Genomic DNA, 12,045 nt, shown 5'->3' on the forward strand with positions numbered 1-12,045 from the left:
CGTGTCGGAGCCCTTCTGGCGCGACGCCAAGGCCAGCGTCGTCCTGCTCCCGAGCGGCACGCAGGGCGAGGACATCCTCGCCCTCGCGGAGCGCTGGACGGGGATGGGGCTGCTGTCCCCCGCGCTCTACGTCATGCCCGAGAACGTGGGCGACTCCACGCAGGGGCCGCCCCGGATCGACGCCATCGTGCTCGGCACCGGGGAGGACCTCGCGCCCCTCGCCGTCAGCGTCGACCTCTTCGAGGCGCTCGCGGAGGAGCAGCTGGCCGTCCTCCGGCTCGTGAAGCTCCGCGCGGCCACCCTGTCGCGCGAGGTGGACGAGGCGCAGGACGCGATCGCGGATCTGGTCCGCTCGTACGTGCGCCTGTCCATGCCGCTGCCGAGCCCGACCGCGAACATCCGGGAGCAGACCACCACGCTCAGCAACGTCACCCTCGTGTGCGCGCCCAGCGGGTTCCAGCTGCGCCAGCGCGTCGACTGGGCGAGCAGCGAGACGGGCATCGTGGTCGTCGCGTCGCCCGAGGACCGGTCGAGCCCCTGGTCGGGCGACGCCTTCGTGCGCGACGACGAGCGCTTCGTCGGATTCACGCTCATGCACCTCGCGAGCGTCGCCGGCCTGTGGGCGGGCGTCCCCGACGGCAGCTTCGAGCTGATGGAGCGGCAGACCTCCGGCAGCGACGGCGTCTACGTGTCCCGCGTGTTCCTCAACGCGGTGCTCACCGAGTCGCTCGGCCAGCGGATCGCGGCGGGCGTCCTCCAGGGCGCCGCGGATCCGCGCTCCCTGCTCATCGACCCGTCCGTCAGCCCGCCGCCGCGCGGGACCGCGTACATCGACTCGTCGCAGATCGCCGCGTACGTCGACCGCATGGTCGACGGGGCCATGGCGCTGGACGACGGGCTGCTCGGATTCGACGCCCCCGCCGAGGCCCAGGATCCGCCCCGGCGCCGCTTCGGGTTCTGGATGACCCTGTGGCGATTCCTCGTCTTCTCCGGCGCGAAGCTCGGCCAGATGCCGTGGTGGACCTGGCGGTGGATCAGCTCCCGCGCCCATCGGACGCTCACGCGGACGCTGCACACGGACGACGGGTCCGCCGTGTCGGGCCCCTCGTACGCGGAGGTCCTCGACATCCGCGACCGGCAGGTCATCGAGCAGTCCCGGCACCTCCTCGAGGCCGAGCGGGCGGCGCGCGCCGAGGCCTCGACCCCCGCGGGCCTCGCGAGCGTGCGGACCACCCCGCGGCTCTGGGCGGGCCTCCGCGAGCTGGTGTTCGGATCCCTCGACGGCAGCGCGGACCTGAGCTCCGCCGGATTCGCCCCGGTGGAGGGCCAGGTGCCCGTGTTCGGGCGCGTCTCCGACGTGCTCGCCCTGCCCGGCGAGCCGTGGCTGTCCGACGATCGCGACGTGCCGCCCGGCTTCCCGGCGTCGATCGACTGGTACGCCGTGGCGCTGGAGGATCCGCGCGCCCGCCTGGGCGAGTGGGTCGCCGCCGCCGACTCCCTCCCGCCCGAGCTGGTGCCCGAGCCGGTGGCGGATCCGGCACCGGAGTCGGCGGCGGAGCGCGCCGCGGACGACCCGACGGCCGGCGAGGACGCGTCCGCTGGGGACGGCGGGACCGCCGACGACAGCGCGACCGCCGCCGCCCGCGGCGTCGACGGGGACCCGGCCCGGGTGGCCGCTCCCCCCGTCGCGACGCCCGAGCGCGGCGCCCCCGCCCAGCTGGCGGCGATCGCCGCCGCCGAGGAGGCGCGCCGCCGCGCGGCCCGCGAGTCCCGCACCGCCGCCCTCGACTCGTACGACGAGTGGGCGGCCGCTCAGAGCCACTCGTTCGTCTGGCGCCTCCTCGGGCGCCTCGCCGACGAGCGCCGCAGCGCCGACCTGCTCGTCGCCCGGCTCGTCCGCGAGATCGGCGCCGTCGCGCCCTTCGAGCCGGGGACGCTCCTCCGCCTCCGCCGCACGTTCCACCGCACCGTGCTCATCACGGTGATCGTCGCCGCGGTGCTCGGCGCCCTGGGACTCGGGATCCTCCGCGGGCTCGCGGACGCGGCCGAGCGGGATCCGGACGCGCAGTACGGCACGTGGCAGCGCATCGTGCTGTGGGCGCTCGCCGCGCTCCTCGCCGTCGTCGTCGCGGTCGTGCTCGGGGCGCTCGTGCGCTACCACGCGGGCTGGTCGGCGTTCGAGCGGCGCATCGACGTCGAGCGCGCGAAGCTGCGGCAGCTCGGCGCCCGCGCCCGGCGCGCCCGCGAGGAGGGGGCTCGGCTGCGCTCCCTGCACAAGCAGGCGGTCGAGTGGGTGACGCTCCTGTCCACGGCCATCCACCGGCCCTGGCACGTGCCCGCCGCCTGGAGCGAGCGCGACCACTTCGACGTCGCCCGGGGCGCCATGCCGTTCGCCACGCAGATCGCCACCATCGACGACGGCGAGAGCGCCTCCACGCTCCGCATGCGCAGCTCGATGGCCGGGCACCTGCTGCGCAAGGGCTGGCGGCACGACGCGTTCGAGGCGCTCGTGCAGGAGATGGCGGCCGACAACGGGGCCCGCCAGGGCTTCAGCCTCCGGGCCCTCGACGAGGACCTGCCGCACGCGTCGAACCACACGCGGCAGATGCTGCTGCGCGCGCTCGACGACGAGGCCCTCCTCACCCGCGTCGCGACCCCGCGGCTGGTGGACCTCGTGCGGGCGTCGCAGCGCGAGGAGCAGGAGACCGGGCGGCCGAAGGTGCGGCCCGTGGGATCCAACCCGCTCGACGTGCTCCGCCGGTCCGGCGACCACGGCCGCACGACCGGCGAGGACGTGCCGTGGGACGACTTCCTGCTGACGTCGCTGTCGCGCGCGTCCGACCCGATGACGCCGCTCAGCGTGTCGTCCCTGACGGACCTGCGGCTGCCGGAGCGCCATCACGAGCGGGTGACCTCGTTCCTCGTGATCCCGGAGCGCCTGCGCGACCGCGTCTCCGGATCCCGCGACGCCGACCTGCACGTCGTCCCCGTCACGGCCGCCACCGGCGCCGCCGTGGACCTCGCCTGGCGCGTCGACGTCGTCGGACCGGTGCCGAAGGCCGCCATCCGGCTGTGGGAGGCGGACGGCCGTCGCCGTCCGGCGCCGACCGCGCCGCTCGCGACGGACGCCCCGGACACGGGCGTCTGAGCGGGTGAGCGCGCCGCCGCCCCCGCCTCCGCGGCCCCGCGGGATCCCGGTCCCGCCGCCCGGGCCGCCGCCGCGCGCGGGCGGGCCGGCGGGTGCGCCCAGACCGGCACCGCGTGCACCGCGTGCGCCGGGTGCGCCGGGCACACCGGTCGCGCCGTCCCGCGCCCGGCGTCGGCTCGCGCTCGCGGCGGCCGCCGTGATCGTCGCGGCCTCCGTCGTCGCGGTGGTCGCGTCCGCGGTCGTCGGCGGCGCGGGCGGTCCCGACGACGCGGCGGCGCCCGCGGCACCCGCGGCGGAGCCGTCGACGCGCACGACCGTCCCGACCGCGCCCGCGCGCACGACCGCGCCGCCGGCGTCCGCCGCGCCCGATCCCGCCCCCGGCTCGGCGGCGCGCGAGGTCCTCGCGACCCTCCGCGAGGACGACGACCGGGCCGCCGTCCGCTACGACCGGGACCTCTTCGGCGAGACCTGGTACGACGTCGACCGCGACGGCTGCGACACCCGCAACGACATCCTCGGCCGCGACCTCGCCGATCCCGTCCTCCGGCCGGGCACGGGCGGCTGCAAGGTCACGGCCGGGCAGCTGGTGGACCCCTACGACGGCACCCCGGTCGCCTTCGCCTCGGGCCCGGAGTCCTCGCGCCTCGTGCAGATCGACCACGTCGTCGCGCTGGCCTGGGCCTGGCGGTACGGCGCGGAGTCGTGGACGGACGACCAGCGCCTGCGCTTCGCCAACGATCCCCGGAACCTCCTCGCCGCCACCGAGGCGACGAACCAGGCGAAGAGCGACTCCGGGCCGGCGGAGTGGCTGCCCGCCGACCCCGCGCGGGCGTGCGCGCACGTGGAGCGGTTCGTCGCGGTCCTCGCGGCGTACGACCTCGGCATCGACGCCGCCGAGCGCGATGCGGCGGACCGGGCCCTCCGCGCCTGCCCGGCCTAGTCCGGCGCGTCAGCCCGGCCTGTCCGGCGCGTCAGCCCGCCGGGACCCGGCGCGTCAGCCCGCCCGGGTCCGCGCCAGCAGCTCCCCCATCAGGTCGAGCTGGGCCGGGTCCTCGAGGGCCGAGCCGACCGCGGCGACGCGGACGCCGGCGTCGAGGTACTCGGGGAGGTTCCGCGCGTCGAGCCCGCCGGTAGCGACGAAGCGGACCCCGGGGAAGGGACCGCGCATGTGGCGGAACCAGGCGGATCCGAGCCAGGTCGCGGGGAACGCCTTCATCCAGGTGAGCCCGAGCGCGACGCCGAGCTGCACCTCGGAGGGCGTCGCGACGCCCGGCAGGAACGGCAGCCCCTCGTCGGCGGCGGCGGCCACGACGCGCGGGTCCAGCCCCGGGGACACGAGGTATCCCGCGCCCGCGGCCCGGGCGCGCGCGACCTGGTCGACGCGCAGGATCGTGCCCGCCCCGACGGTCTTGCCGCGCGCGGCGCCGAGGCGGGCGACCTCGCGGAGGGCGACCTCGTCCTCCGGCGTCTGCAGCGGCACCTCGACGGAGTCGATGCCGAGGTCCCACGCGGTCGTGGCGAGCGCGATCGAGCGCTCCACGCCCATCCCGCGGAGGATGGCCATCAGCGGCGCCCCGGCGAACACGGCGTCGAACGGCGACGCGGCCTCCCTGTCGGACGCGGTGCGGGTGGGTGATGCGGTCATGGTGCCGGTGTCCTCTCGTCGATGGAGTCGCCCGCGTGGGCGAGGGTGAGCGCGGCGCGGTCGTGCCCGCGCCGCAGGCGGACGGCGAGGTCGGCGCCCTGCATGCGGGCGACCAGGTAGCCGCCCGCGAACGCGTCGCCGGCGCCCACGGCGTCGCGCACGACCACCTCGTGCGACGCCGCGAAGGCCGTGCGGGTGCCCGCGAACGCGGTGCAGCCGATCTCGGCGTCCTTGACGACGAGCTCGGCGACGTCGGGGAACGCGGCCCGCACGTCCTCCGCGGTGCGCGTGCCCCAGAGCCCCTCGGCCTCGTCGCGGCCGACGAGCACCACGTCCGCGAGGCGGGCCATGTCGGCGAGCACGGGGGCGGCCTCGCCCGCGCTCCAGAGCGCCGGCCGGTGGTTGACGTCGAGGCTCACGGGGATCCCCCGCTCGCGCGCCCGGGCGACGGACCGGCGCAGGAAGCGGGCGGCCTCCGGGGAGAGCGCGGCGGTGATCCCGGTCAGGTGCAGGTGCGCCACCCCGTCGAAGGGCGCCGCGTCGGCGTCGGCCTCGTCGAGGCGGGACGCGGCGGAGCCCCGGCGGTGGTAGACGACGCCGCGCCCCGGGTCCTTCACGTAGAGCCCGGTGGGGTGCCGCGGGTCGACGACCACGCTCGACACGTCGATCCCGCGCGCGGCGAGCTGGCGGAGGACGCGCGCGCCGAGCGCGTCGTCCCCCAGCCGGCTGTGCCACCGTGCCGGCACCCCGAGCGCGGCCGCGTGCGCGAGCACGTTCGACTCGGCGCCGCCGGCGTCCACGTGGAACTCCGCGGCGTCCGTCACGGACCCCGCAGCCGGGTACAGCACGGCCATCGTCTCGCCCATGGCGAGGAGCGCCCCCGCCGCGGTCATGCCAGGTCGGCGACCGGGGCCGGGTCCATGTCGTCGAAGGCCTGGTTCTCGCCGGCCATCGCCCACACGAACGAGTACGCCGCGGTGCCGACGCCGGAGTGCAGCGACCAGCTCGGCGAGATGACCGCCTGACGGTCCGCGACGACCAGGTGCCGCGTCTCCTGGCGCTCGCCGAGGAGGTGGATCACGCGCGCGTCCTCCGGCAGGTCGAAGTAGAGGTAGCACTCGGTGCGGCGGTCGTGCGTGTGCGCCGGCATGGTGTTCCACATCGAGCCCTCGTGCAGGCTGGTGACGCCCATGACGATCTGGCAGCTGCGCACCCCGCCCTCGTGGATGTACTGGTTGAGGGTCCGCCGGTTGCTGGTGGCCTGCTCGCCCAGCTCCCGGACGGTGCCCTCGCCGGGCGAGACGAGCACCGTGGGGTACGCGGTGTGCGCCGGCGCGGAGAAGAGGTAGAACCGGGCGCCCTCGGCGTCCGCGTCGCCGTCCGCGTCCGCGTCCGCGAACGCGATGTCCTCGACGCCCCGGCCGAGGTAGAGGCACGCGCCGGCGACGAGCGTGTGGGTCTCGCCGTCCGCGGTCACCGTCCCGATGCCGCCCACGTTCACGATGCCGAGCTCGCGGTGCTCGAGGAAGGTCGCGCTCCGGATCTCCGGGTAGCCCGTCAGCTCGAGGCGGCCGCCCGCGGGGACGGCGCCGCCGAGGACGATGCGGTCGTGGTGCGTGTACACGAGGCGGATCTCGCCCTCGACGAAGACGTCGGGGACGAGGAAGGCCTCCCGGAGGTCGGCCGTGGTCATGCCGGGGACCTGCGTGGGGTCCTTGGCGTAGCGCTGTTCCATGTCGGTGCTCCTGTCGGGCGTTCGGGGTCGAGGTCGGTGGTCGGGCAGGGTCGGGGTCAGCGGACGAGCCAACCGCCGTCGACGGGGAGGACGGTCCCCGTGACGTAGGCCGACGCGTCGGAGGCGAGGAAGACGAAGGCGCCCTGGAGGTCCGCGGGCTCGCCCCAGCGGCCGGCGGGGATGCGGGCGACGATGGACGCCTCCCGCTCGGCGTCGGCGCGCAGGGCGGCCGTGTTGTCCGTCGCGAGGTAGCCGGGCGCGATGGCGTTCACCGTCACGCCGGACGACGCCCACTCGTTGGCGAACGCCTTGGTGAGCCCGGCGACGGCGTGCTTGGAGGCCGTGTAGCCGGGCACGGTGATGCCGCCCTGGAACGACAGCATCGAGGCGACGGTGATGATGCGGCCGGATCCCTGGGCGAGCATGATCCGCCCGGCCGCCTGTGTGAGGTGGAAGACGCTGTCGAGGTTCACCCGCAGCACCTCGTCCCAGTCGGCGGCGCTGTGCTCGGCCGCGGGGGCGCGGCGGATGGTCCCGGCGTTGTTCACCAGCACGTCGATCCGCCCGAGCTCCGCGACGACCTCGTCGACGGCCGAGCGGAGCTCCTCCGGCGTGGCCGTGGCCAGGTCGCGGCGGATGAGGTGGGCCCGGCGGCCGAGTGCCCGGACGAGCTCGGCGGTCTCGGCGGCGTCGCCGCGGTCGATCAGGGCGATGTCCGCGCCCGCCTCGGCGAGCGCGAGCGCGGCGCCGCGGCCGATGCCGCGGCTGGTGCCGGTGACGGCGGCCACGCGGCCGTCGAGTCGGAAGCGGTCGAGGATCATCGGGGGGCCTTCCGGAAGGTGGTGGTGAGGGATCCCAGGCCGTCGACGCGCACGGTGACGGCGTCCCCGTCGGCGAGGGGGCGGTGGGCGGCGAGCGCGTCGGGAAGCTTCTGGGGGCTGCCCGTGGAGATCACGTCGCCGGGCTCGAGGGTCATGCCCTGGCTGAGGTGGTGCACGAGCGCGGACATCGGGAAGACGAGGTCGGCCGTGCCCTGCGACACGGTCACGCGGCCGTCGCGCTCGACCTCGAGGCGCAGGCCGTGCGGGTCGGGCACGTCGTCGGGCGTGACGAGCCACGGTCCGAGCGGCGCGAAGCCGTCGGCGCACTTGCCGAGGGTCCATTGGCTCGACCGGCCCTGCCAGGTGCGCTCGGACACGTCGTCCATGAGCGTGTACCCGCCGATGTGGGCGGCCGCGTCCGCGAGCGGGATGTCGCGGCCGCCGCGGCCGATGACGAGGGCGATCTCCCCCTCGTAGTCGACGTCGTCGGCCCCCGCGGGGATCGTGACGGGGTCGCCGGGCGCGGCCAGCGTGTTCGGGGTCTTGACGAAGACGTCCGGGACCTCGGGGACGGGCCGCTCCGGATCCCCCGGCGGCACGTGGCCGCGGTAGTTGTACCCGATGCAGAGGATCTTGCCGGGCGTCACCGGGGGCAGCAGGCGGAGGTCCGCGACCCGGGGCAGCGCCGCGGCGTCCGCCCCGGATCCGTCCTCCGCCGCGGCGAGGCGGCGGCGGGCGTCCGCGAGGAGCGCGTCGTCGGCGAGGACCCGGGCGACGGGGACGGCGCCGAGGTCGAGCGCGCGGTCGTCGTCGGGCCGGGGGACGACGACCGCGGTGCGGTCGCCGTCGGGCGAGGAGTGCCGGAGGAGCCTCACCAGTAGGGCCGCCATCCCGGACGGGAGGCGCGGGCGAGCGCCTCGAGGAAGAAGTAGTCGCCCCAGAGGGTGCCCTCGTCGACGCCGACGCCCTTGGGCAGGTCGTAGACGCCGTGGAGGAGCACGGTGTCGGCCGCGTCCGGCGTCGCCGGGGTGCACCGCGCGATGAGCGCGTCCAGCAGCGCGAGCGCCGAGTCGCGCCAGTGCTCGGCCCGTGCCTCGTCGGTCTCGACGGCCGCGAGCTCGAGCAGCCCGCAGACCGCGATCGCGCCCGCGGAGCTGTCGCGGGGAGCGTCGGCGCCGTCGGTGTAGACGAGGTCCCAGTAGGGCACGAGGTCGTCGGGCAGGTGCGCGAGGAAGTACCCGGCGCAGGCGCGCGACGCCTCCAGCTGGGCGGGATCCGCCGACACCCGGTAGCTCAGCGCGAAGCCGTATACGCCCCACGCCTGGCCCCGCGCCCAGCACGAGTCGTCGAACGCGCCCTGCTCGGTGGCGCCCCGGAGGGGAGTGCCCGTCTCGGCGTCCCAGTAGAAGGTGTGGAACGTCGACGCGTCCGGGCGCACGATGTGGCGGCGCAGCTGCTCCACGTGCCGGGCGACGGCGGTGGACTTCCGCTCGTCGCCGGTCTGCTCGGCCGCCCAGGTCAGCAGGGGCATGTTCATCAGCGAGTCGATGATGGTGCGGCCGCGCTGCCGGGGATCCCGCAGGTCGCCCCACGCCTGGAGGATGCCGGCCGTGTCGAGGAAGCGCGTCATCAGGACGTCCGCGGCCCGCAGCGCGGTCGTGCGCGCCCGCTCGTCGCCGAGGAGGCGGGCGGGAGCGACCGCCGAGAGCGTGTAGAGGAACCCGAGGTCGTGCGTGTCGAGGTCGTCGCCCTCGTCCAGGCGCCGGGCGAAGTCGGCGAGGTGGCCGAGGGCGGCCGCGCGGAACGCGTCGTCGCCCGTGAGCTCCCACGCGATCCACTGCATGCCGGGCCAGAAGCTCGTGGTCCAGCCCCGGTTCGCCCCCTCGGCGAAGCCGGGCACCGCGGGTCGCAGCGGGTAGCGGCCGTCGACCGTGGTGTCGTCCGGGTAGGCGGCGCCGAAGGCGCGGATGCCGTGGCGCACGACCTCGACGGCGTCGCCGAGGGCGCGGTCGACGCTCGTCGTCGTGCCGGAGGGCGGGTGGGTGGATGTCATGACGGGGAGCCCTTCGTCGGGGTTCATGCGGCGACCGGGTGGTCGGCGGGGAGTGCGGGCAGGAGGGTGTAGCGGGCGTTCGACCAGACGAGGTACAGCGCCGGTGCGGCGGAGACCCCCAGGGCGAGCGCCGGGGACAGCGTGAAGAGGCCGGCCTGGACGACGAGCACGACGAGGGACGCCAGGGTCAGGTGCCAGCGCCGGACCGCGAGGTAGGCGGCCGTGCGGCACGCCGCCGCCAGGCGGGTCCCGGGCGCGTCGACGAGCGCGACGAGCACCACCGGCAGCGTGCCGGCGACCAGGAGCACGACGACGGCCAGCAGCGGGATCACGGCGACCCCGATCTGCGTCGGCGCGAGGAAGCGCAGGTCGGCGAGCGCCACGGCCACGACGGCGGTCGCGATGGCGGCGGCGACCGTCGTGCGGCCCCAGCCGGAGCGCCAGGCGCGCCAGAAGGTGCGGAGGATCGCGGATCCGCCGCGGCGCTGCTCGGCGAAGACCGCGAAGGCCCCGCGGACCGCCGGCGCGCACAGGGGGAGCGCGACGGCGATCAGCGGCCACGAGCCGACGGGGTCGGTCGTGATGAGGATCGCCACGAGCGGGAGGCAGCCGACGACGAGCAGCACGTTCGTCGTGAGGATGAGGTGGACCACGCCGAACAGCGAGGCGTAGAGGCCGTGCGGGATCCGGCGCATCTCAGCCCTTCAATCCGCTGGTGGCGATGCCCTCGACGAAGTACTTCTGCCCGAGCAGGAACACGACGGCGATGGGCACGACGGAGATGACGAGCCCCGCGAACAGGAGCGCGTAGTTCGCGTCGTAGAGGCTGGTGACGAAGCTCTGGAGGCCCAGCTGGATGGTCCAGAGGCTGGGGTCGCGGAGGTAGATCAGCGGCCCGAGGTAGTCGTTCCACGTGCCGACGAACGTGAGCAGCGTGAGGCTCGCGATGGCGGGGATCGACAGCGGCACCATGATGCGCGCCCATATCCCGTACTCGCTCAGCCCGTCGAGACGGGCAGCCTCCGACAGCTCCTCGGGGATGGTCTCGTAGAACTGCTTCATGAGGAACACGCCGAAGGCGCCGAACGCCTGGATGAGGATGATCGCCCAGAGGGTGTTCGACACCTTCGCGTTGGACAGCAGGATGAACTGCGGGATCATGTACGACTGCCACGGCACCGCGATGGTCCCGATGTAGACGAGGAACAGCACGTCCCGGCCGGGGAACCGGATGCGGGAGAAGCCGTAGGCGGCGAAGGAGCCGGTCAGCACCTGGAGGAAGGTGACGACCACCGCCAGCAGCATGGTGTTGCGGATCCACGTCATCATCCCGGACTGCGCCCAGATGTCGACGTAGTTCGACCAGACCCAGGTCTCCGGGAACCACTTCACCGGCACGGAGAAGACCTCGTTCGGCGTCTTCAGCGAGCTCATGATCATCCAGAAGAAGGGCAGCAGCAGGGCGGCCGCGGCGACGCCCATGACGACGTAGCCGAGCGCGCGGCCGACGGCGCGGGGGCGGGAGCGCCCTGCGGGCGTCCGGCGCGGGGGCAGGGGCTCGTCGACGCGCACGAGCGCGGGCGCGGGCGCGCCCTCGGGGGCCAGGATTCCGGTCATCGGGATTCGCTCCTCTTGTTCAGGAAGAACTGCGCGAGCGTCACGGAGATGCAGAGCAGGAACAGCACGACCGAGACGGCCGAGGCGTACCCGAACTGGTTCTCCTGGAAGCCCTTCTGGTAGATGAACTGGGACAGCACGAGGGTCGCCTGGCCGGGCCCGCCCTGGGTCATCACGAGGATCAGGTCGAAGATCTTGAACGAGTTGATCGTGAGCATCACGGTGACGAAGAAGGTCGTCGGCCGCAGGCACGGGATGGTGACGTTGACGAAGCGCTGCCAGACGCTCGCGCCGTCCACGCGGGCGGCCTCGTGGAGCTCCCGCGGCACCGTCTGCAGGCCCGCGAGGAACAGGATCATGTAGTACCCCATGTCCCGCCAGGTGCTGATGATGACGACGGAGGGCATGGCCCATTCGGACGAGGTGAGCCAACCGGGCGGGTCGGCGATGCCGATCGCGCCGAGCATCTGGTTGATGGGGCCGTACTCGGGGCTGAAGAGCAGGTTCCAGACCACGGCGATGGCGACGATCGAGGTGATGTACGGGAAGAAGGCGGCCGTGCGGAAGAAGGCGACGCCGCGCAGCTTGTTGTTGAGCAGGAGCGCGAGCCCGAGCGACACCACCAGCGTCAGCGGGATGTGCAGCGCCGCGTAGTACAGCGTGTTCAGCAGCGCGATGCGGAAGCTGCCGTCGCCGAGCAGCCGCTCGAAGTTCGCGAGGCCGATCCACTTCGCCTGCCCGAACACGTTCCAGTTCGTCAGCGACATGTAGAAGAGGGTGATCACCGGCACGAGCGTGAGCGCCGCGAAGCCGAGGAAGTTGGGCAGGATGAAGGTCCAGCCGATGAGCGTGTTCCTCATCCTGTACGCGGAGCGGCGCCGTCTCGGCGGTCGTGTCGTCGGGCCGGCGTCGGCGGCGGCGAGGGTCGTCATGGGACCTCCAGGGTCATGGGCGGGGGGGGGGGGGGGGGGGGGGGGGGGGGGGGGGGGGGGGGGGGGGGGGGGGGGGGGGGGGGGGGGGGGGGGG

The 12,045-nt window shown here is 74.7% G+C and carries 11 protein-coding genes; 2 read left to right on the forward strand and 9 right to left on the reverse strand.

The window, feature by feature from the left end; all coding sequences use genetic code 11:
- The first annotated feature begins 1 nt into the window (after nt 1).
- Both AC07VC_RS13405 and AC07VC_RS13410 read left to right on the forward strand, forming a co-directional pair.
- On the forward strand, nt 2-3,148 hold the full coding sequence (locus AC07VC_RS13405; RefSeq protein WP_494674939.1) for a hypothetical protein: 3,147 nt from the start codon (nt 2-4) through the stop codon (nt 3,146-3,148).
- Nucleotides 3,149-3,344: 196 nt separating this feature from the next.
- Nucleotides 3,345-4,088 carry an HNH endonuclease family protein gene (locus AC07VC_RS13410; RefSeq protein ID WP_494674938.1) on the forward strand — a complete coding sequence of 248 codons (744 nt, stop codon included), beginning with the start codon at nt 3,345-3,347 and terminating at the stop codon, nt 4,086-4,088.
- A 54-nt stretch (nt 4,089-4,142) separates the two neighbouring features.
- Here AC07VC_RS13410 and AC07VC_RS13415 read toward each other — a convergent pair whose 3' ends face one another.
- The 9 genes from AC07VC_RS13415 to AC07VC_RS13455 are packed head-to-tail and all read right to left on the reverse strand — an operon-like array spanning nt 4,143 to nt 11,879.
- Nucleotides 4,143-4,793 (reverse strand): bifunctional 4-hydroxy-2-oxoglutarate aldolase/2-dehydro-3-deoxy-phosphogluconate aldolase, encoded by a 651-nt coding sequence (locus tag AC07VC_RS13415; protein WP_494674937.1) that lies wholly within the window; start codon nt 4,791-4,793, stop codon nt 4,143-4,145.
- Nucleotides 4,790-5,686, reverse strand: a complete 897-nt coding sequence (locus AC07VC_RS13420; RefSeq protein WP_494674936.1) for a sugar kinase — start codon at nt 5,684-5,686, stop codon at nt 4,790-4,792. Before AC07VC_RS13420 ends, AC07VC_RS13415 begins: the two co-directional genes overlap by 4 nt.
- Nucleotides 5,683-6,528, reverse strand: coding sequence for a 5-dehydro-4-deoxy-D-glucuronate isomerase (gene kduI / locus AC07VC_RS13425; protein ID WP_494674935.1), 846 nt, complete (start codon nt 6,526-6,528; stop codon nt 5,683-5,685). Before kduI ends, AC07VC_RS13420 begins: the two co-directional genes overlap by 4 nt.
- Nucleotides 6,529-6,584: 56 nt before the next feature.
- The gene (kduD, locus tag AC07VC_RS13430; protein WP_494674934.1) at nt 6,585-7,349 is read right to left on the reverse strand and encodes a 2-dehydro-3-deoxy-D-gluconate 5-dehydrogenase KduD; all 765 of its coding nucleotides are present in this window, start codon (nt 7,347-7,349) and stop codon (nt 6,585-6,587) included.
- Nucleotides 7,346-8,239, reverse strand: coding sequence for a fumarylacetoacetate hydrolase family protein (locus tag AC07VC_RS13435; RefSeq protein ID WP_494674933.1), 894 nt, complete (start codon nt 8,237-8,239; stop codon nt 7,346-7,348). Before AC07VC_RS13435 ends, kduD begins: the two co-directional genes overlap by 4 nt.
- Entirely contained in the window at nt 8,221-9,429 is a 1,209-nt protein-coding gene (locus AC07VC_RS13440) for a glycoside hydrolase family 88 protein (protein ID WP_494724467.1), read from the reverse strand. The genes AC07VC_RS13435 and AC07VC_RS13440 overlap by 19 nt, the downstream gene beginning before the upstream one ends.
- Nucleotides 9,426-10,097, reverse strand: a complete 672-nt coding sequence (locus tag AC07VC_RS13445) for a DUF624 domain-containing protein (protein ID WP_494674931.1) — start codon at nt 10,095-10,097, stop codon at nt 9,426-9,428. The genes AC07VC_RS13440 and AC07VC_RS13445 overlap by 4 nt, the downstream gene beginning before the upstream one ends.
- A 1-nt stretch (nt 10,098) precedes the next feature.
- Nucleotides 10,099-11,019, reverse strand: coding sequence for a carbohydrate ABC transporter permease (locus AC07VC_RS13450; protein WP_317230075.1), 921 nt, complete (start codon nt 11,017-11,019; stop codon nt 10,099-10,101).
- A complete protein-coding gene (locus AC07VC_RS13455) occupies nt 11,016-11,879 on the reverse strand; it encodes a carbohydrate ABC transporter permease (protein WP_317230076.1) in 864 nt (287 codons plus the stop codon). The genes AC07VC_RS13450 and AC07VC_RS13455 overlap by 4 nt, the downstream gene beginning before the upstream one ends.
- Nucleotides 11,880-12,045: the final 166 nt, after the last annotated feature.

The organism is Clavibacter sp. GW821-FHT01D01, assembly GCF_059422605.1.